This window comes from Acinetobacter sp. ACIN00229, from assembly GCF_016106645.1.
GTDB lineage: Bacteria > Pseudomonadota > Gammaproteobacteria > Pseudomonadales > Moraxellaceae > Acinetobacter > Acinetobacter oleivorans.
The window spans coordinates 13,313-32,395 of record NZ_JADWOM010000012.1; the positions used below are offsets into that span (position 1 = coordinate 13,313).

Below are 19,083 nucleotides of genomic sequence, written 5' to 3' on the forward strand. Positions count from 1 at the left end.
TAGTTTTATTATAAAAACTCTTCTAGTACCGAATTCAAGAAAATATGTCCCTGCTCTGTACAAGCCAAACGAGAACTATCCTCTACCAGTAGCTTTCTAGCTCGCAGCGAAGTGAGCACCTCATTTAAATGATCTAAGCTTAAGCCTGTACGCTGTTCATATAACTCAGCTTTTACACCATCATTTAGACGTAAAGCATTCATCATAAATTCAAAAGGTAGCTCTTCTGCCTCAATCTTTTTCATTTGCAGATGTTCGGCTGGAACCTTAGCTAAATAGTCTTTTGGCAAACGAGTTTTTTGGAAACGATACACACCATCTGGTCGTGTCACTTTACCATGTGCACCTGCACCAATCGCAAGATAATCACCAAACTCCCAATAATTTAAATTATGTGCTGAAGGCAGCTCTTTACGCCATGCCGAAACTTCATAATTTATAAAACCATTTGCCTTAAGATATGCCTCACCCTGCTCTTGAATGTCTTCAAGCATTTCATCTTGCGGTAAAACGGGTTGGGTACGGAAGAAAACGGTATTGGGTTCAATGGTAAGTTGATACCAACTAATATGAGTTGCGCCACTTTCTACAGCAAGCTTGAGATCATAGAGCGCCTGCCCTAGCGTTTGCTCAGGCAAACCATGCATTAAGTCTACATTCACTCGCTTAAAGCCAGCTTGCTTTGCTTGTTGAATCGCTTCAATTGCATTGTTTGCAGAATGAATACGTCCAAGTTTTTGCAAATGATCAGTATGAAAGCTCTGAACACCTATCGATAAGCGATTAATGCCAGCCTCTAAATACCCTGCAAACGGATCATGCTCTACCGTTCCCGGATTTGCCTCTAAGGTAATTTCACAGCCATCTTCAAAATTAAGCAATGATTTAAGTTCTGCAAATAACCATACATACCCCTGTGCCGAAATCAGTGAAGGGGTTCCACCACCAATAAACACACTATGGATCGAACGTCCCTGCGCCATCTCTAGTTGAGTTTCAAAGTCGGCGATCAATGCTTTTAAATAGGTTTGCTCAAGTTCTGACGAAAGTGCTCCGTCTGGTACTGCATGCGAGTTAAAGTCACAATATGGACATTTACGCACGCACCAAGGCATATGGATATATAAAGATAAAGGAACAGAAGCAGAGTTTAATACGGCCAAGGAGCAGGTCCAATTTACACAATATTTCTATTTTAACATGACTGCATCAATGGGCTTATGAAAACATACCTTAATTGCTTTAGACTAAATTTAAACATTCTTAAATACTGATAAAAATGATGAAATTCTCTAGTCAACTTTTCCTGATCTTACCCTTAGCTATGGGAATCGGTGTTGCCATGGCTTTTCAGACAGCAATTAATGCTCAACTGCGCGAGCAACTACACTCACCCTTACAAGCAGCTTTATTATCATTTTTCATAGGTACTATTGTTTTAGCGATTATGGTTTTCTTTCAAAGTGCCGAGAAACCCACTTTAAGTGAAATATCAAATATTCCTTGGCTTCTTTGGACTGGAGGATTTCTTGGGGTTTATGCAATCAGCATGAGCATTTATACTGCACCTAAGCTTGGTTTTTTAACCTTTACAGGGCTAGTCGTTTTTGGGCAAATCGTTATTTCTATGTTACTTGATCATTTTGGTTGGTTGGGCACAGAAAAGACCCCTGTTACATGGCAACGGTTTCTTGGTGGAGTCATCATCTTTGTCGGTGTGGTACTCACTTTGCAGCGTTAGCTTCATTTTTTATATTTAAAAAGAGTACCTTTTGTGTCGAATGTCACATCTTTTCGGGCTGAATTAAAACAACTCTTCCACTTAATGCTACCAATTTTAATTACCCAGTTTGCTCAAGCAGGATTCGGGTTAATTGACACTATTATGGCTGGGCATTTATCTGCAACCGATTTAGCAGCAATTGCTGTAGGGGTCGGTTTATGGGTTCCAATCATGCTCCTGTTCAGCGGCATTATGATTGCAACAACACCTTTGGTCGCTGAAGCAAAAGGCGCAAGAAATACAGAGCAGATCCCTGTCGTTGTTCGTCAGTCATTGTGGGTTGCTGTGATTTTAGGTGTACTGGCAATGCTCATTTTGCAGCTTATGCCGTTTTTCTTGCATGTGTTCGGCGTACCAGAGAGCTTACGACCTAAAGCAAGCTTGTTCTTACATGCAATTGGTTTAGGTATGCCCGCTGTCACCATGTACGCAGCGCTACGTGGCTATTCAGAAGCATTAGGCCATCCACGTCCTGTCACAGCTATTAGCCTATTAGCTTTAGTTGTATTGGTTCCTCTTAACATGATTTTTATGCATGGATTAGGGCCAATACCTGCATTAGGTAGCGCTGGCTGTGGCTTTGCAACATCCATTTTACAGTGGCTTATGTTGATCACTTTAGCAGGCTATATTTATAAAGCTTCGGCTTATCAAAACACGTCTATTTTTGGCCGATTTGATAAAATTAATATGGCTTTAGTTAAAAGAATTTTACAGCTTGGTCTACCAATCGGTTTAGCTGTGTTCTTTGAGATTAGTATTTTTAGTACAGGTGCATTGGTCCTTAGCCCACTGGGTGAAGTGTTTATTGCTGCACACCAAGTCGCAATTTCCGTTACCTCTGTGCTGTTTATGATTCCGCTTTCACTAGCCATTGCCTTAACCATCCGTGTCGGTACTTATTATGGTGAAAAGAACTGGGCTTCAATGTACCAAGTACAAAAAATTGGTCTCAGCACAGCAATATTTTTTGCCATATTAACCATGACTTTTATTGCTCTAGGCCGTGAACAAATTATCTCGATTTATACTCAAGACTTAAACGTAGCTCCTGTTGCGATGTATTTACTTTGGTTTGCAATGGCATATCAGTTGATGGATGCATTACAAGTAAGTGCCGCAGGCTGTTTAAGAGGTATGCAAGATACTCAAGCACCAATGTGGATTACACTTATGGCGTATTGGGTGATTGCTTTCCCTATTGGGCTTTATTTAGCGCGTTATACCCATTGGGGCGTGGCTGGTGTGTGGCTAGGTTTGATTATTGGTTTGAGCATTGCTTGTGTTTTATTACTTTCAAGGCTTTATTTAAATACCAAACGTTTAAGCCAGACCTAATAAAAAAGCCGATGAAACATCGGCTTTTTTATTTTATGCAGACTTTGCCCGAGGGCTTGCTCCAATTTGCCAGACAAAGGGTAAATCGGTACGGTTTACTTCCCAATCGCCAATCACTTTTTCTTTATAGATGAGTGGATTATGAGAAGAGACTGTTCGTGCGTTGCGCCAGAAACGGTCGAGTTGTTTAACCTGACTACTTGCCGATGCACCTAAAGCATTAAATAACTGACTCGTTAAATCCAGTACCAAATTAGAAATCACCACCTGCCCTTGCGCTGACTCAAGCTCAGCATCTACATTAAACTGATGTTCTTTCACCTCTAGCTCACTAAAGTGACTTTCATAAGCCTTTTGTAATGCTTCTGCTGTTTTAATCGTAATTGCTAGACTTCCATAGGCTTGAGCAGAAGCTTTACCCACCACCTGTAAAACTTGTGGGTCGTGACGAACAAGGTCACCATTACCATGACTAAAAATACGCTTTCGCTCACGTATTTCTTGGCTAAAAGTTTCGACCGCGGCATGTGCAATCCCTGTTAGGGTTGCAAGGTGGACAACCTGATAAAAAGCGGTCTGATATTTAAAACGCTGGTCAAATGGAATAAGGTGCGAGGCTGGCAAATGCACCTGATGCACTTTTAAAGTACCACTACCCGTTGTCTTTTGACCAAAGCCATCCCAATCATCAATCACACTTACCCCAGTTTCATGGCGATAAATAGCAGCAATCACATGGCGGTCATTCACTTCATCGTAAGCAAATAAATCGATCCAGTCAGCAAAAATACTTCCTGTTGAATAGTACTTTTCACCATTCACCACCAAGTTACCCGAAGCATCTTTAGTGACTCGCGTAACGACGTCACCAATCTGTACATTTCCAACTTCGGTCCATGCGTTTCCAACTAAATCACCTTGTACAAAACGCTGAAACCAGACTTCCTGCGAATGCTCTTTATGGGCAACTAAACGGTCTTCAACAAAAGCAAAGTGTCCACGCAACGCTTGTACAATATTCGAATCTGCTTGCGCCAATTCTGCTAGAAGCTGGAAAAGTTGTGGCAATGATACCCCATCTCCACCATATTTAACGGGTACCCGTACTGCACCTAATTTGAGTTCTTTTAACCACTGAATCGGTTCAAAAGGCAAAATTCGTTCTTTTTCCCGTTGAATTGCACCTTGGGCAATTTTTTCAAAAACTGGACGAAATCTACTTGCTACCTTTTCATAATCGGCGCCTACCGATAGCTCTTCTAATTCAATTTGAGTAATTGTCATCTTTATTCTCCTAATCTTATTTTTTTCTTCACTTAGCTCCATGCATGACGTGGTGGATGGATGCCATTGAGGTAGTAATTACCGACAATGTGATATTTCCAACGCACGGGATCATGCAAGGTGTGAGTACGCGCATTACGCCAATGGCGGTCCAGATTAAGTTCTGACAAAGTAGAACGTGTTCCAGACAACTCAAAAAGCTTATTCGCTGCTAAAATCGCAACTTCTGTAGTGAGTACTTTTGCTTCAGCAACCAGTAATGTTGCTTGATTTACATGTTCTTCTGTCGTGTCGGCAATCGCTTGATCAATCGCATCTCCTGCTAAATCTAATACCGCTTCTGCCGCACGCAGTTTTATTTTTAAATCACCAATGTTTGCAATCGTATAGGGATCATCACTCGCTTTTTCTAAACCTGAATCGACCCATGCGCGGCTATGATTTTTGACATAGTGGATTGTTTCTTCAATTGCGCCACGTGCAATACCAGCGTCGACAGCAGCTTGAATAAATTGTGAAATTGCACCTGCCGGTGTAGGACGTTCGAAAGCCTGATAAATCGGAATTAGATATTCTTCACGTACTGGAACTTGATTAAGTTCAACGGTCCCACTGGCCGTGGTTCGTTGCCCAAAACCAGACCAGTCATTAATAATATTCACCCCAGAAGTTTCCCGAGGAACTAGCGCCGCATAAGGCTGCCCTTGTTCATTTACAGCAACAATTGGAACCCAATGTGCAAGCAATGCGCCTGTTGCAAAAAATTTCTTCCCATTAATTTCATAACCGTGCTCAGTCTTTTTTAATGTGGTAGTGAGATCAGCAACCGTTTTGCTATGTTTTTCCGAAAATGCATTGCCAAAACGAATCCCTCTCAACACTAAGTTAAAGAAGAACTGTTTTTGTTCTGGGCCTGCATCAAGACGTAAATGTTCAATAAAAGCCAAGTGATTTTGGGGAAGCTGTGCAAGAGATGGATCAACACTCGCAATTGTTTTGATGACCTCAGCCAAAGTTCGATATTTGACTTGTGCACCACCAAATTGTTTGGGAACCGTAATGGCCCATAAGCCGCTTTGTGAGAACTGTTGAATTTCATTTAAGGGTAAACGGCGCTCCTTGTCTCGATCGGATGCTTCATGTGCGAACTCTTGCGCAAGTTGTTTGGCAACCTCAATTGCTTCTTCATCAGAACGAATAATATGCGCATCTTTTGACTGCTCAAACACAGATAAAGGAACCGCCTGAGACTGCCCATGGGCTGAACTTAAACTTGTCATAACTTTTGTTATCTCTATTTTTATTTAACCTGCCATTCACATTAGCACCAAAAAAACAGACACTTTATAGATATTAAAGCTTTGTTTATGAAATGGATTTTCACAAGCTTTTCATATTTTTTACTATAAAAATAACATTTTGTTTTTCGAAAAATTTCTTACATGAGATAAACAATTTCATATAGGCTTTTTAAGCTTTGTCACCTATGATCAAAACTAGGCAATATTATGTTGTAGTCAATGAGGTATCGAAGATATGGCAAAGAATGCAAGTTCACCCGGCAAACGATTTATGAAACTTGCAGGAATGACCGCGAGCATTGCAACGAAAACCGTTTCTAACTCGATTCGAAACTTGACCGCAGATGAAGAGCAAAAGCTGGCTTCAAAAACCAAGTTATTTCAGGATATTGGTTTACAAATTGCCGATACCTTAGGTGAAATGAAAGGTGCCGTCATGAAAGTCGGCCAAATTGCATCTCAATATAAAGATATTTTCCCACCCGAAGTCGCCAAAGCAATTTCAAAGTTACAACGCCAAGCCCCAGCCATGCCTTTTGCTGCCATTCAGCAACAAGTTGAACGTGAGCTTGGAAAACCGCTCAATGTTGCCTTTAAATCTTTTGACCAAGAACCTTTTGCAGCTGCTTCAATTGGCCAAGTTCACAAAGCTACCCTACCTAGTGGCGAACAAGTTGTAGTGAAAGTGCAATATCCGGGTGTTGATGAGGCCTGTGAAAGTGACTTAAAACAAGTGCGTTTAGCCCTTCGTTTAATGGGCGTACTTAAAATTGATAAAAAGCTACAAGATCAGCTTTTTGCAGAAATTCAGGATAGTCTTTCAGCAGAACTTAACTATGAAATCGAGGCTCAAAACCTTGAAGTTTTTAAAACCTTTCATAGCCAGTTAGATGACAAAATTATCATCCCTACTGTTTATAAAGATTACTCTTCAAGACGTATTTTAACCTTGAGCCTCGAACAAGGTGACAGCATTGAAACTGCCAGCGCTTGGCCTATTGAAATTCGAAATACGATTGGACGTCGTTTGATTCGTGCTTTAGGTCAGGAAATGTTCTTTTTAAAACGTTTTCACTGCGACCCTCACCCGGGTAACTTTGCCTTCCGCCAAGACGGCAGTGTCATTATTTATGACTATGGCAGTGTTAAAACACTTTCAAATGAAATTGTGTATAGCTTTAAGCGTTTAGTAAATGCAGCTCGTCATGAAAATATCGATTTGATTGAAACTGAGTTACTTGAGCTACATTCACTAGCCGAAAAAGGCAAATTCCCGAGCGATCTTTATAAACTCTGGATTGAAGTGTTATTACGTCCGCTTACCACCACTTATGATTTTGCCGAGAACTCATCACATCATGATGGCATGTTGCTTGTGAAAAAATCTTTGAAGTACTGGGATGTCTTTAAGCCTTCACCAGACACTTTGATGGTCAACAGGACCATTTCAGGACACTACTGGAACCTAATTCACTTAAAAGTTCATGACAATTTGAATGGACTATTTGAAGAGCTTGTCCCGCCTTCTAACTAACTTAATTTACTGATTAATGTAGCCTTCTAGGGGTTACATTGACTTTTTAATTGTTATGTTATAACATTTCTTTAATCAAAAATAATTTAGGACAATCTCTCATGCGTAAAGATATTCATCCTGCTTATCAACAAGTGTTATTTCATGACACCAATGCAGACGTGTACTTTTTAATTGGTAGTACTCTTCAGTCTAAACAAACCAAAGAATATCAAGGAAAAGTCTATCCTTATGTAACCCTTGATATTTCAAGTGCATCTCACCCTTTCTACACAGGTGAAGTACGTCAAGCAAGTAACGAAGGCCGCGTTGCAACCTTTAATAAACGCTTCGCTCGCTTTAATCGTAAGAGTTAATCTTACGTTAAGATTTGACCAATACACTTAAATCATTGGAAGCCTAAGACTATCTCCTCCACTTAGGCTTCTTTTTTTATGTGTATTTTTTCAATCTTTTTATGTTGTGTATAAAAGAGAACCTATCCACAACTTGTATAAAAACTCTTCTTATTTTTCCCACAACTCATCATTTTTTGCATTCGCCGAGCTTTCAAAGTTGCTATTCGATGCTATGCTTGAACCCTCATTTAATAGGAAGTTTAAGATAATGGCACAAGAGTTACTTGCACAATTACAAGCAGGCACAGCAAAATTTTCAGACGTTTTAGCTCATATTGAAGCACGTTACCAACATACTCCAACGGCTTTTCAAAATGGCGCACAGCATAATGCTGCGACTGAAAATCAAGGCAGTGCAAAAGTTTTCTCTTTTGCCAAGTTACAAGGTTTAGACCAAGCTCAAACTTTAAGTTTATTTGTAGAGCACTACGCATCTGTATTGGCTACACCTGAGGGAACTGATCATCAGAATATTCGTCAGTTTATGCAAAATGGTTGGGATGGTGTGAAGTTTGAAGGTCAGGCTTTGGCAGAAAAAGCTTAATCATTTTTTAGCACAGCCTCAAATCATGAGATTTTCAAAAGCCTGTTAATAGGCAATGCCTCACTTTTGAGGGCAAAAGTGACAAAACCCTTTGTTCCGCTGATGCTACATCCATGTAGCACAGCGAAACGACAGCATCCCTGCCGTCTGTCACGATAGTAAATGACTAATTATTAATTAAATTATTTGATTAACCTCTTGTATTCGATACTCGGTAAGTCATCAACAGCCTGACTCAAATCAGCCATATAATGTTTTTGCAACATATTTGATAATTGTAAACAGATAACAGGTTCTGTTGATGAAAATGGTTTTGCCTACTTTTGCCAAAACAAAAGTAGGTCGAGCCGACGGCTAATCCAGATATAAAACTTTATTGAAAAGACTCAGCGGTAAACATTTCAACCAAAACAAACACTCAATGTCCTGCTACCCAATAATAAGTCGCCAACCCCAAATACGTAAAAATTAACGATCCAATTAAATGAATGGAAATTCCCAACATCGCCATTCCCAACTTACCACTTTGCAATAAAGTCACAATCTCAATCGAGAACGTTGAAAACGTAGTTAAAGCACCACAAAAACCCGTAATCACAAAGAGCTTATAATTCGGGCTTAAATCACTTTGAGAAAAGTAGGCAATCGCAAAACCAATAATAAAACCACCGACCAAATTAACAGTGACAGTACCGAGTGGAATTTGCGGGTAAATCGGGTTAAGTTTTAAACCTAAAAACCAACGTAACCACGCCCCTAGAACTGAGCCTAAAGCAATTGAAAGTAGAGAATAATACATAAGACCACCCCTTTAGATAGACGCTAAAAGAGCAAAAAATAATGAAGGAAAATATGACATAGCGTACTCCAAAAATAAGCAGAGTACGCAATAACCTACGTACCCAGCGATATATAAATACATGAGGGTAACGTAGGCATCATTAGCCAATACGGCGGTTTTTCAGGGGAGGAATGCCATCTCCCCGTTTTAAGTATATTAGATCATCTTGAATTTGATTTAAACATACCTTGTAAAATCATGGACGTTCATCGTATTGCGGTAAATCGTCACGAATGCATTCCCACTCTGCCTTAGAGGCAGCAAAAATATGCATTGTCGGTTTTTGCTCTAATGGTGTATCCAGTGTCCCAATTCTTACACGATACAGTTCAGGCTGAGCATCACGCGAACTAATCAAAGGTGAACCACATTCGCTACAGAACCAGCGGTACACACCTTCCACAGCGAATTTTTTAACTAAGTTTTCACCTTGGGTGATTTTAAAATCTGTACTTTTAACAGGAGCATTCGTGGCAAATGCTGTTCCATTGGATTTTCGGCAACGTTGACAATGGCATTGAATGATATCCCCGATATCGCCTTTAATTTCATAGCGAATACCTTGGCACAAACAACTTCCTTGATAAACTGGTGATGCTTGAGACATGTTCTCGTAAATCCTATTATTATTGATCGCTCAAAAATAACACTTTTCACATATCAAAAATAGCACCAAATTCGCTGTTATTTTTCTAAGAATAAATGCACGCCTTCACCAGCCGCTCGCCCTGTAGCAAAGCATGCTGTAAGTAAATATCCACCTGTAGGAGCATCCCAATCCAGCATTTCACCACAACAAAACACACCTGAGATTTGTTTAAGGCTCAAGTTCTCAGTTAATGCTTTTTGCTTAATACCACCAGCACAACTAATCGCCTCTTCAATAGGCCTAAAGCCATCTAACTTGATTTGAAGTGCTTTAATTTGCTGAGCCATAGTCTCTGGTTGGCTCCATAAAGCTTTATCAACGACTTCTCTAATTAAGTTAATTTTGGCCGTATCTAAACCTGCTTTACGCCAAATATTAGTGAGCGATTGTTTTTTACCAGCCTGCAATTTTTTAATTAACTGGAACAACTCTACATCGGGCAATAAATCTAAAAATAGATTTAAGCTTTTTCCTTGTTTTTGCTGTTCTCGTAAAGCACGTCCAAGTTTATAAATAACACCACTTTCTAAACCATAGTGAGTAATCACAATATCGCCATGAGTAACTTGGCTAGGTTCAACCCACGCATTGATACGCTTTAAAGGTTCACCAAAACAGCTTTCCATAAAAGCTGACCAAGTGTGCAATACCCCTGCATTACTTGGCTGGAAAGGTTCAATATCAGATTGATCCACCCATTGCTGCCATGCACCATCACTACCTAATTGTGACCACGACACCGCACCGCAGGCCAATACAACTGCATCATATTGCTGGGTAAAAGTTTCAGTGCTTTGATTATTTTGGTTTTCTAAAGTCGCCGTTGTACCTTGTAAATTAATACAACGATGACGATAAAAGAATTTAACTTGTTGCTCTGCCAAGCGTTTTAGCCAAGCACGCAGTAAAGGAGCAGCTTTCATTTCGACAGGGAAAATGCGACCTGAGGTGCCCACATAAGATTCAATTCTCAGACTTTTCATCCAGCTTTGAATCCAGACTGCATCCCATTTTTCAACCCACGGTTTGAGCCATTCTGCATGGTCATAACGGTCAATGAACTGGGCTAAAGGTTCGGCGTGCGAGATGTTTAACCCAGTTTTACCTGCCATCAGAAACTTACGTGCCGCTGAAGGCTTTTGTTCATAGACATCAATATCATAAGCGTATTGGCTAAGCACCTCAGCAGCCATAAGACCTGCTGGGCCTGCTCCAATAATGGCAACCCGCTTATTCACCATGTGTTTGCCCTTGCAATGGCGCGAACTCATCAAATCGAGTTTTATAATCTTCAGGCTTAGTCATTATGAGTTGCTGGCAAAGCTCACCACGCTCTAAATACTTAATTTCAAAATGGGTACGTGCAGAGGTTTGAGCAATTTTTTCTTTTTGGTAAGGCAGCTTCCATACATTTAATAACTGCTGCTCTGCCTCTTCAATATATTCAGGAATATTACTTGCCAGAGTAATGGTTCCACCTGTTTGCAGACGCGATATTAAGAACTCAAAAAATGGCATGTTTAACCAACGCTGTGCCGGATTATGTGGTTCTGGATTTGGGTAGAGAATAAAGAAATGTTCAACTTGAGCCGGGTGCAAAGCATGTACTACCCAAGGTAAAGCATCTGCATGTACAGGCACCAAGTTATCTCTTGGTTCCAAACCATGCTGCTTTTGCATTGCCAAGAATTTTTCTCGGGTTCGTTCAATTGCATACAACGTGTGCTGTGGCTGTTGCCCACTAAAAAGCAAAGCATGTTTGCCCTTGCCCGCTCCAATTTCTACACAAATCGGGGTATTTTCAATTGGAGTAAAATCGCGAGGCGCTTGCATACGTTGTGCTTGAAATTGACGAATCGGCATAATCACATCAAACTAAATAAAAATCGGCATAAGTCTAACAAGTCACCTGACTTTTGCCTAATCTATTTCTCTTCACTTTGAGGATATCGCTTTATGCCACGTACATTTCCCTGCCCACGTTGTGGTGAACCAAGTGTTTGGGAAGGCAATGAATTTCGTCCGTTTTGTTCAGAGCGTTGTAAATTAATTGATTTAGGCGCTTGGGCAAATGATGAATATAGACTGCCTACCCAAGATGCTCCTCAGCAAAACAAGGGTAGTCAAAATGAAGATGATTATGAAGATTAACCTGCTTTACCCGCGACAAACGGGTTAAATTGCTTTTCATAGCCAATGGTACTCATTGGACCATGTCCAGAAATAAACTGAGTATCATCTGGCAAACTAAAACACTCACGTTTAATCGATTCAATCAACTGCTCATGGTTGCCACGTGGGAAATCTGTTCGCCCAATCGAACCTTTAAACAGAACATCGCCTGTCCAAAGTAAGCCATGGTTTTTATTATAGAAAACCACATGCCCTGGTGTATGCCCTGGTGCAAAGCGTACTTCAAATTCATCTTCACCCAGTTTTAGTACTTCACCACCTTCAAGCCATTGATCAACTTTGACAGGTTGTGGAATCGGAAAGCCATAACGTGCTGATACTTCCTGAATCATGTCTAGCCAGAACTGATCTTCTTTGTGTGGGCCAATAACTGGAACGCTCCATTCTTTGGCAAGCTCACCTACTGCTCCCGCATGATCTAAATGCCCATGAGTTAGCCACAAAGCCTTCACTTTTAAACCTAAGGCTTCTACTTCTTTTTTCAAAACAGCAGCATCGCCACCTGCATCAATCAAAACTGCTTCTTTCGTTTCACTGTCCCAAACAAGGGAACAATTTTGAGCAAATGCAGTAACGGGAACAATTTTGACTTGCAGCATAAGAACCTCTGGCTAAAACGCAATTAACGGTGGGCTAAGGTATGGGTAAGGGCATCAAGATTAGCCTGAACTAAACCTGCAAGCAAATCAATATGAGCCTGATCGCTATTCAAAGCTGGAATATAAGCATAGCTACCACCACCTGCTTCTTGAAACAACTCTGCGTTTTGAATAGCTAATTCTTCAAGTGTTTCTAAACAATCGGCAGAAAAAGCTGGGCTTAATACCTGAACGGACTTAACGCCTTGCTTCGCCCAATCTTGTAAAAGCTGGTCTGTATAAGGCTTCACCCATTCTTGTTTTCCAAAACGTGATTGGAAACTAATTGCCCATTCATCCTCTTTTAAATGTAAGGCTTCAGCAACTAACTTTGCTGTAATACGACAACGATCTGCATAAGGGTCGCCTTTATCTGCATAAGGCTGCGGAATACCGTGAAATGACATCAACAGTTTTTCAGGTTTACCATGCTGCTCTTGGTAGGCTAAAACGCTTTCTGCCAATGCTTGAATAAACATAGGATGCTGATAATAGTCTTTAATGATGGTTAGACCCGGCAAGTTCCGCTGAGCTGGAATCCACTTGGCAAATGCATCATATAACGGCGCTGTAGACGTTGCAGAATATTGAGGAAATAAAGGCATTAAAATGACATGTTCTTGTGGGTTAGCCGCCAATTTTTCTAAAACTTTATCAATACCCGGATTACCGTAAGTCATTGCGGGTAAAACCGTTAAATCAAACTGTTTATTTTCTTGTTCTAAATAAGCCTGCACACGTTTGGTTTGTTCAAACACAATTTCGCGCATCGGCGAATCTGCTGACCATACTGAAGCATAGGCATGCGCTACTCTTTTCGGGCGAAAAGGTAAAACAAACAGATTTAAAATAATCCACCAAATGAATTTCGGTATTTCAATCACGCGTGAATCAGATAAAAACTGTTTTAAAAAACGGCGCACCGCAGGCACAGTCGCCTCATCTGGTGTGCCTAAATTCGCTAAAATGACAGTAACTTTCGGTTTTTGTTCAAACGACATGTGTAAATGCCTTTCAGTTCATCTTATGACACTAATGTAACAGTTTTCAGTGTCATATATAAATTGAATCGCTCTAAGCTTTTAATCGAACGCCTCGATTGTTCCATTTATAACTAAGCAATATCTTTTGAGCTTTAGTGGTTAGTTTCCAAAGGTCATATGATTGCTCAGTTTGTGTTGGGACAATCCAACCTTGTGATTGCATTTGATTTTTAATTCGAAACAGTGCCTTATGATTAATCTGTGCGCAAGCCACCGCATGTGCACGAGGTAATTCCTGACGAGCATCTTCTAAGCCAGCCTGATTTAAATATTCATTCAGACAAATTCCAAAATTCTCTTCTGGCACAGCTGTTTCAAAGCGCTTTGCCAGCACGCTCAACAACTGAGACCATGTCATTTGTCTCTGTCGTTTAAGCTCTTTAAAGTTGCCATCCTGAAATGCTTGAATCTGATATTCAAATGCAAAAATATCTTGCGGTGCAACTTCCTTTAACTGTATTGATGGCTCGGTTACTCGCTGCTCTAAATGCAAAATTTTACTTCTTAATAGTCTAATTTCATCTTCTAACTGCTGAGCTTGATGAGCAGGAACCCAACCTTGTCCCATATGTTGCTCAACCATTAAAGGAATATTTAAACGAACAGCCAACTCCAATTCACGTGGAGTTTTAAAGTAAAAAATATGCTTTGCTTCGTGTAATAACTTTTTTCTAAATGCGAGAAATTTATCTTTAAGTTGTGGATGTGTTTCTTGTAAATCTACTTCACGGCTTTCAGGCTGTTCATGCATGAACACAATAATAGGTTTAGCCTGACTTAACGCGTATTCATATTCTAAAGACAGATAGCTCACACCAGAAATCGATTGTTCTCCATACTGACTTCCTAGAAGTAAGATTAGATAATCACATTCATCAATTTGTCGACGTGCAAGTGTGGTTGTTAAAGGTGTTCGATGTTCTAGTCCCCAAGCAAAGAAACCCATCCCCACCAAGGTTTGAGACAAAACCATTCGCTCTGGCTGCATATCGCGGCCAGACGTTGAAATAAAAATCTGATAGCGTGTATCGAGCATAATAATACCCTTTCGCCTCATGATCTGTATGTGACTTAAAATCAGCCAAGATCATGAACCGCCCCAAATAAAATAATAAATATAAAAAACACTATTTTCTAAATGATGCTAAAAGATCAGTTCAGATTATGAAGTGTCCAAGTTAACTCTTGTGGAATCATATGTTGTAAAACAGGTTGCAGTGCGTCAGCATTATTTCCGCTGACGTAACATTCAATACGTGCAACATTCTGACCTATTTGGTCACATAATAACGCATTTTTTATTAAAATACGGGCTGTTTGTCGGGCAACTGCGAATCCCGAATCAACCAGTGTGAATTGGTTATCAAAAAGATGATGAATTGCTTCATTTAAGAAAGGATAATGCGTACAACCGAGCACTAAATAGTCTGCACCTTGCTCCGCGGCAGGCTGTAAAACCTCTTTTAATGCCGTTAAACACGCCTCTCCCATTTGCTGTCCCGCTTCTACACAAGGAACAAGTTCAAGGCTGGTTAAGGTCATCACTTTAACACCCGCCGGAACAGCAAACTTCTCAACAACATCTTTAATAAGTTGCCCACGAAAAGTAGCCGGTGTGGCCAACACAGCAACCACTTTAGAACGTGTCTGTAATACGGCAGGTTTTAATGCTGGAACTAACCCTACGATTGGAAAGTGTTCACCATAATGTTCACGTAAATGGTCAAGACTAAATGCTGAAGCTGTATTACAGGCAACCACCGCAATTTTACAACCTTGGCGGTATAACCAATCGACTGCGCGAGCTGTGAGCTCTCTAATTTCTTCATCAGAACGTGGGCCATAAGGAACGTAGGCTGTGTCGGCATAATACACAATGCGTTCATTCGGCAAATATCTAGCTATTTCCGCTGCAACTGACATTCCCCCAATTCCCGAATCAAAAATACCAATTGGGGCATCTGCTGATGCTTTAGGCATAGGTTCTAGATCGGTAAATAGAGGTTGTATGGCGGTCATAGCTGTACTGAAGTGTCAGAAAATTTCACTTCCTAAAGCTTAAACCTCAAGTGCCTAATTGCAAGAGCAAATTACCACTTTTTAACTCTAAAACGGTTTCACCATTCTCTTTTTCGATGAGTGTTCCATAGTTCACTAAGTGATAAAAAGACTGACGTTGAATAAGCGCATTAATTCCAAAACGCACATGCACATAAGGACGTAACTCCCCTGCATATTCACGCATAAAAATTGGATGTTCGGCATCAACCAAAATCACATCTTGATTGGTCGTGGTCAGTTGTAAAAATTGATCACCTGAAATTTCAACTTGATCGACCTGATTGACTAATAAAGGTTCATCTTCAACCTCAATTTCAATTTGTTCTACGGGGGTTTTCAGGTAGAATTTCCCTTCTTCTTTCCATAGGACTTTGGTAAATAGATCTAATAGGGCTTGGCGCTTAATTAATTGACCTTCGTGCCACCATTCTCCATTGGCTTTAACCGTCAAATCCATTTTGCCGCAATGCTTTGGATGCCACTGCTCTAAAGGTGGAATTGACCTTTTGTGACTTTGCTGTACACCTTTTAAGTATTGTGCAATGTTCATTAAGTTTTTATCATCAGATAACGGTATTTTTCCCATATCCGATGGGGAATTATTTTGATTTACCATAGTTTATGCCTTGCTGACGAAAAAATATGACGACTCAGCCAATTGGCTAGATCATGGTTTAAAACTATACTAGCCAAAACGATAAAAGGCACAATAGCATATTTGCGCCTATGGATTAAAACACTCACGGCAGCACCGAATTTCTGAATATGACGGTTGCCACCTTTAAGTATTGAGGAGTCCTACATGGAACACATCGAACGTGAATCGATGGAGTTTGACGTTGTCATCGTAGGTGCAGGACCTGCCGGTCTGTCTGCTGCGATTAAGATCCGTCAATTAGCGATTGAAAAAAACTTACCCGATCTTTCTGTTTGTGTAGTTGAAAAAGGCTCTGAAGTAGGTGCGCATATCTTGTCTGGTGCTGTGCTTGAGCCACGTGCCATCAATGAACTTTTCCCGAACTGGAAAGAAGAAGGCGCGCCTCTTAACGTACCTGTAACTGAAGACAAGACATTCTTCTTACTTTCAGAAACCACTTCTAAAGAAGCACCTCACTGGATGGTTCCTAAAACCATGCACAATGATGGTAACTATGTTATCTCGTTAGGTAACGTTGTTCGCTGGTTAGGTCAAAAAGCTGAAGAACTAGAAGTTTCTATCTTCCCTGGTTTTGCTGCATCTGAAGTGCTTTACCATGAAGACGGTACTGTAAAAGGTATTCAAACTGGTGATATGGGTATTGGTAAAGATGGCGAACCAACGCATAACTTTACTCCAGGATATGAACTTCACGCTAAATACACTCTCTTTGCTGAAGGTTGCCGTGGTCACTTAGGTAAACGCCTCATTGCGAAATACAATCTTGATAAAGATGCTGATCCACAGCACTACGGTATCGGGATTAAAGAACTTTGGGAAATTGACCCAGCAAAACATAAGCCGGGCTTAGTGATGCACGGTGCTGGCTGGCCATTGGCTGAAACTGGTTCTTCTGGTGGTTGGTGGTTATACCACGCTGAAAACAACCAAGTAACTTTGGGTATGATTGTGGACTTATCTTATGAAAATCCACACATGTATCCATTCATGGAAATGCAGCGCTGGAAAACTCACCCACTGATTAAACAGTATTTAGAAGGTGGTAAGCGTATTTCTTACGGTGCACGTGCTGTAGTGAAAGGCGGTTTTAACTCATTGCCTAAATTGACTTTCCCGGGCGGTTGCTTGATTGGTGATGACGCAGGTTTCTTGAACTTTGCAAAAATCAAAGGCTCACACACTGCCATGAAATCAGGCATGTTATGTGGTGAAGCTGTATTTGAAGCGATTGCTGCTGGTGTAGAAAAAGGTGGTGACCTTGCGATTGCGCGCGTTACTGAAGGTGAAGATTTATTCACTAAAGAATTAACTTCATACACTGACAAATTCAACAACAGCTGGTTAAAAGAAGAGCTTTATAACTCTCGTAACTTTGGTCCAGCAATGCATAAATTTGGTCAATGGATAGGTGGTGCATTTAACTTTATCGACCAAAATGTCTTTAAAGTGCCATTCACTTTACATGACTTGAAGCAAGACTTCGCTGCATTGAAAACTGTTGATGCAACTAGCTTTAAGCCAAACTATCCAAAACCTGATGGCAAGCTTACATTTGACCGTTTATCTTCTGTATTTATCTCAAACACTGTACATGAAGAAAACCAGCCAGCTCACTTGAAGCTTACAGATCCTTCAATTCCAGTGAATGTAAACTTACCGAAATGGGATGAGCCTGCGCAGCGCTACTGCCCTGCTGGTGTTTATGAAATCATGGAAGATAATGATGGTTCTAAACGCTTCCAGATTAACGCAGCAAACTGTGTTCACTGTAAGACCTGTGATATTAAAGACCCATCTCAAAACATCACATGGGTAACGCCAGAAGGCGGCGGTGGTCCGAATTATCCTAATATGTAATTCCTTGCGACACGGCAAAGCATTGCTTTGCTAGCCGTGTCTCATACCCTAATATGTAATAAAAAAGCCCCGATTATTCGGGGCTTTTTTATTGGAATCTGCTTATTGAAAAGGCGGTATTTTTGCTACGTTTAAATTGAGGTTCTTTTTATAAAAAATAAATGAGCCTAATAAAAACAGGCCAAGAAAACCAAAGTTTCGCGCTAAATCGAAGTACCAAACTGATTTCCCAAACAATAAATCAACAACTAACATAAGCCCCATAAAACCTGTATGTAAAATCAGACTCATCTTTATTTTTGGTTCGGGAGCAAAATATGTATTTCTATAACCCAACAGAATTGAGCCAAAAATAATAAGAGTAACTAAAATAATGGTGGCAAGAGTTTCAGATAACCAAGAAGTTTCTAGATTTAATAAAATGGCAATACAGAAAAACCAAAGAAAAATAAATAAGCTTCGTTTTACAAAATATTCATTTTTATACGTCATTTATATACTTAATTTTATAAATTATATAACGATTCTTATTTGTAAAAAATTATCATTTCAAATTAAATTTGAATTATTAATGGCTCCTAATCGTCGTTATTAGAAGCCTTATTATTCTATTACCCTTTTTTCACTAAGTAATGAAATTCTTTATGACCATTTTCATCTAAGCGTTCTTCTTGCAAAAGCAACTCATGGCCTAAATGCATACAAAATTTAGGAATATCCCACGAGGTCGAATTATCTGTTGCGAAGACTTCAACCACATCGCCAGACTTAGATTTGCGGATGGCTTGATGCAACATCATGACAGGTTCCGGACAACGTAAACCACGCGTATTGAGTTGTACAGTAGGTGAAATGGGTTGCTCTGACATAACAAACTCGAACAAATAGAATTTTCACATTTTAGCATAAACAAATTACTGCGCTGTTAACTGTAACTGGCTTTTACATAACAATATACGTT

General features: G+C 40.1%; 21 protein-coding genes and 1 riboswitch. Of the genes, 7 read left to right on the forward strand and 14 right to left on the reverse strand.

Going from position 1 to position 19,083, the window contains the following annotated elements; translation table 11 throughout:
- Positions 1 to 8: 8 nt before the first annotated feature.
- On the reverse strand, positions 9 to 1,163 hold the full coding sequence (gene hemW, locus I7H67_RS12320; RefSeq protein ID WP_198307976.1) for a radical SAM family heme chaperone HemW: 1,155 nt from the start codon (positions 1,161 to 1,163) through the stop codon (positions 9 to 11).
- 116 nt (positions 1,164 to 1,279) lie between these two features.
- Here hemW and I7H67_RS12325 point away from each other — a divergent pair, with 116 nt between their 5' ends.
- Positions 1,280 to 1,741: a DMT family transporter gene (locus I7H67_RS12325; RefSeq protein ID WP_198307977.1), complete on the forward strand. Its 462-nt coding sequence runs from the start codon at positions 1,280 to 1,282 to the stop codon at positions 1,739 to 1,741.
- Positions 1,742 to 1,774: 33 nt separating this feature from the next.
- Positions 1,775 to 3,121, forward strand: coding sequence for a multidrug efflux MATE transporter AbeM (gene abeM / locus I7H67_RS12330; RefSeq protein WP_191900543.1), 1,347 nt, complete (start codon positions 1,775 to 1,777; stop codon positions 3,119 to 3,121).
- 33 nt (positions 3,122 to 3,154) lie between these two features.
- Here abeM and I7H67_RS12335 read toward each other — a convergent pair whose 3' ends face one another.
- Together I7H67_RS12335 and I7H67_RS12340 are read right to left on the reverse strand one after the other, a co-directional pair.
- Entirely contained in the window at positions 3,155 to 4,405 is a 1,251-nt protein-coding gene (locus I7H67_RS12335) for an acyl-CoA dehydrogenase family protein (protein WP_005301987.1), read from the reverse strand.
- 32 nt (positions 4,406 to 4,437) lie between these two features.
- Positions 4,438 to 5,685: an SfnB family sulfur acquisition oxidoreductase gene (locus tag I7H67_RS12340; RefSeq protein ID WP_198307978.1), complete on the reverse strand. Its 1,248-nt coding sequence runs from the start codon at positions 5,683 to 5,685 to the stop codon at positions 4,438 to 4,440.
- A gap of 256 nt (positions 5,686 to 5,941) precedes the next feature.
- On the opposite strand from I7H67_RS12340, the gene I7H67_RS12345 reads away from it, so the two are divergent.
- From I7H67_RS12345 to I7H67_RS12355, 3 genes are all read left to right on the forward strand, one after another.
- Positions 5,942 to 7,240, forward strand: coding sequence for an ABC1 kinase family protein (locus tag I7H67_RS12345; protein WP_198307979.1), 1,299 nt, complete (start codon positions 5,942 to 5,944; stop codon positions 7,238 to 7,240).
- A 101-nt stretch (positions 7,241 to 7,341) separates the two neighbouring features.
- Positions 7,342 to 7,596, forward strand: a complete 255-nt coding sequence (locus I7H67_RS12350; protein ID WP_005301976.1) for a type B 50S ribosomal protein L31 — start codon at positions 7,342 to 7,344, stop codon at positions 7,594 to 7,596.
- Positions 7,597 to 7,846: 250 nt separating this feature from the next.
- Entirely contained in the window at positions 7,847 to 8,182 is a 336-nt protein-coding gene (locus tag I7H67_RS12355) for a HopJ type III effector protein (protein ID WP_151766762.1), read from the forward strand.
- 418 nt (positions 8,183 to 8,600) lie between these two features.
- Here the strand turns inward: I7H67_RS12355 and crcB are convergent, their stop codons facing one another.
- The 4 genes from crcB to I7H67_RS12375 form a co-directional block, all read right to left on the reverse strand.
- Positions 8,601 to 8,981 (reverse strand): fluoride efflux transporter CrcB, encoded by a 381-nt coding sequence (crcB, locus tag I7H67_RS12360; RefSeq protein WP_151826412.1) that lies wholly within the window; start codon positions 8,979 to 8,981, stop codon positions 8,601 to 8,603.
- Between the two features lie 126 nt (positions 8,982 to 9,107).
- A riboswitch (Fluoride riboswitch) is annotated at positions 9,108 to 9,174 on the reverse strand.
- A gap of 45 nt (positions 9,175 to 9,219) precedes the next feature.
- Positions 9,220 to 9,630 (reverse strand): GFA family protein, encoded by a 411-nt coding sequence (locus tag I7H67_RS12365; protein WP_005301972.1) that lies wholly within the window; start codon positions 9,628 to 9,630, stop codon positions 9,220 to 9,222.
- A gap of 77 nt (positions 9,631 to 9,707) precedes the next feature.
- Positions 9,708 to 10,913, reverse strand: coding sequence for a TIGR03862 family flavoprotein (locus tag I7H67_RS12370; protein ID WP_198307980.1), 1,206 nt, complete (start codon positions 10,911 to 10,913; stop codon positions 9,708 to 9,710).
- Positions 10,903 to 11,541, reverse strand: a complete 639-nt coding sequence (locus I7H67_RS12375) for an SAM-dependent methyltransferase (protein ID WP_198307981.1) — start codon at positions 11,539 to 11,541, stop codon at positions 10,903 to 10,905. Before I7H67_RS12375 ends, I7H67_RS12370 begins: the two co-directional genes overlap by 11 nt.
- A gap of 87 nt (positions 11,542 to 11,628) precedes the next feature.
- Here I7H67_RS12375 and I7H67_RS12380 point away from each other — a divergent pair, with 87 nt between their 5' ends.
- Complete coding sequence (locus tag I7H67_RS12380; protein ID WP_004794921.1) at positions 11,629 to 11,823, forward strand: DNA gyrase inhibitor YacG; 195 nt, start codon at positions 11,629 to 11,631, stop codon at positions 11,821 to 11,823.
- On the opposite strand, the gene I7H67_RS12385 is transcribed toward I7H67_RS12380, so the two are convergent.
- From I7H67_RS12385 to I7H67_RS12405, 5 genes are all read right to left on the reverse strand, one after another.
- The gene (locus I7H67_RS12385; RefSeq protein ID WP_004794923.1) at positions 11,820 to 12,464 is read right to left on the reverse strand and encodes an MBL fold metallo-hydrolase; all 645 of its coding nucleotides are present in this window, start codon (positions 12,462 to 12,464) and stop codon (positions 11,820 to 11,822) included. The two genes, I7H67_RS12380 and I7H67_RS12385, sit on opposite strands and share 4 nt — an antisense overlap.
- A 23-nt stretch (positions 12,465 to 12,487) precedes the next feature.
- On the reverse strand, positions 12,488 to 13,504 hold the full coding sequence (hemH, locus tag I7H67_RS12390; protein ID WP_198307982.1) for a ferrochelatase: 1,017 nt from the start codon (positions 13,502 to 13,504) through the stop codon (positions 12,488 to 12,490).
- A gap of 73 nt (positions 13,505 to 13,577) precedes the next feature.
- A complete protein-coding gene (locus tag I7H67_RS12395; RefSeq protein ID WP_198307983.1) occupies positions 13,578 to 14,582 on the reverse strand; it encodes a DUF4062 domain-containing protein in 1,005 nt (334 codons plus the stop codon).
- A gap of 116 nt (positions 14,583 to 14,698) precedes the next feature.
- A complete protein-coding gene (murI, locus tag I7H67_RS12400; protein WP_013199052.1) occupies positions 14,699 to 15,565 on the reverse strand; it encodes a glutamate racemase in 867 nt (288 codons plus the stop codon).
- Positions 15,566 to 15,611: 46 nt separating this feature from the next.
- Complete coding sequence (locus tag I7H67_RS12405; protein WP_004794931.1) at positions 15,612 to 16,223, reverse strand: DUF1285 domain-containing protein; 612 nt, start codon at positions 16,221 to 16,223, stop codon at positions 15,612 to 15,614.
- Positions 16,224 to 16,409: 186 nt separating this feature from the next.
- On the opposite strand from I7H67_RS12405, the gene I7H67_RS12410 reads away from it, so the two are divergent.
- On the forward strand, positions 16,410 to 18,122 hold the full coding sequence (locus I7H67_RS12410; protein WP_192834270.1) for an electron transfer flavoprotein-ubiquinone oxidoreductase: 1,713 nt from the start codon (positions 16,410 to 16,412) through the stop codon (positions 18,120 to 18,122).
- Positions 18,123 to 18,224: 102 nt separating this feature from the next.
- Here the strand turns inward: I7H67_RS12410 and I7H67_RS12415 are convergent, their stop codons facing one another.
- Both I7H67_RS12415 and tusA read right to left on the reverse strand, forming a co-directional pair.
- Positions 18,225 to 18,614 carry a hypothetical protein gene (locus I7H67_RS12415; protein WP_198307984.1) on the reverse strand — a complete coding sequence of 130 codons (390 nt, stop codon included), beginning with the start codon at positions 18,612 to 18,614 and terminating at the stop codon, positions 18,225 to 18,227.
- A gap of 119 nt (positions 18,615 to 18,733) precedes the next feature.
- Positions 18,734 to 18,991: a sulfurtransferase TusA gene (gene tusA, locus I7H67_RS12420; protein WP_002053527.1), complete on the reverse strand. Its 258-nt coding sequence runs from the start codon at positions 18,989 to 18,991 to the stop codon at positions 18,734 to 18,736.
- Positions 18,992 to 19,083: the final 92 nt, after the last annotated feature.

Excerpts from the sequence above, each read along its gene's own strand:
- I7H67_RS12325 (WP_198307977.1), top strand. The coding sequence starts at position 1,280 with ATGATGAAATTCTCTAGTCAACTTTTCCTGATCTTACCCTTAGCTATG.
- I7H67_RS12335 (WP_005301987.1), bottom strand. The coding sequence starts at position 4,405 with ATGACAATTACTCAAATTGAATTAGAAGAGCTATCGGTAGGCGCCGAT.
- I7H67_RS12340 (WP_198307978.1), bottom strand. The coding sequence starts at position 5,685 with ATGACAAGTTTAAGTTCAGCCCATGGGCAGTCTCAGGCGGTTCCTTTA.
- I7H67_RS12345 (WP_198307979.1), top strand. The coding sequence starts at position 5,942 with ATGGCAAAGAATGCAAGTTCACCCGGCAAACGATTTATGAAACTTGCA.
- I7H67_RS12350 (WP_005301976.1), top strand. The coding sequence starts at position 7,342 with ATGCGTAAAGATATTCATCCTGCTTATCAACAAGTGTTATTTCATGAC.
- I7H67_RS12355 (WP_151766762.1), top strand. The coding sequence starts at position 7,847 with ATGGCACAAGAGTTACTTGCACAATTACAAGCAGGCACAGCAAAATTT.
- crcB (WP_151826412.1), bottom strand. The coding sequence starts at position 8,981 with ATGTATTATTCTCTACTTTCAATTGCTTTAGGCTCAGTTCTAGGGGCG.
- I7H67_RS12365 (WP_005301972.1), bottom strand. The coding sequence starts at position 9,630 with ATGTCTCAAGCATCACCAGTTTATCAAGGAAGTTGTTTGTGCCAAGGT.
- I7H67_RS12370 (WP_198307980.1), bottom strand. The coding sequence starts at position 10,913 with ATGGTGAATAAGCGGGTTGCCATTATTGGAGCAGGCCCAGCAGGTCTT.
- I7H67_RS12380 (WP_004794921.1), top strand. The coding sequence starts at position 11,629 with ATGCCACGTACATTTCCCTGCCCACGTTGTGGTGAACCAAGTGTTTGG.
- I7H67_RS12385 (WP_004794923.1), bottom strand. The coding sequence starts at position 12,464 with ATGCTGCAAGTCAAAATTGTTCCCGTTACTGCATTTGCTCAAAATTGT.
- hemH (WP_198307982.1), bottom strand. The coding sequence starts at position 13,504 with ATGTCGTTTGAACAAAAACCGAAAGTTACTGTCATTTTAGCGAATTTA.
- I7H67_RS12395 (WP_198307983.1), bottom strand. The coding sequence starts at position 14,582 with ATGCTCGATACACGCTATCAGATTTTTATTTCAACGTCTGGCCGCGAT.
- murI (WP_013199052.1), bottom strand. The coding sequence starts at position 15,565 with ATGACCGCCATACAACCTCTATTTACCGATCTAGAACCTATGCCTAAA.
- I7H67_RS12405 (WP_004794931.1), bottom strand. The coding sequence starts at position 16,223 with ATGGTAAATCAAAATAATTCCCCATCGGATATGGGAAAAATACCGTTA.
- I7H67_RS12410 (WP_192834270.1), top strand. The coding sequence starts at position 16,410 with ATGGAACACATCGAACGTGAATCGATGGAGTTTGACGTTGTCATCGTA.
- I7H67_RS12415 (WP_198307984.1), bottom strand. The coding sequence starts at position 18,614 with ATGACGTATAAAAATGAATATTTTGTAAAACGAAGCTTATTTATTTTT.
- tusA (WP_002053527.1), bottom strand. The coding sequence starts at position 18,991 with ATGTCAGAGCAACCCATTTCACCTACTGTACAACTCAATACGCGTGGT.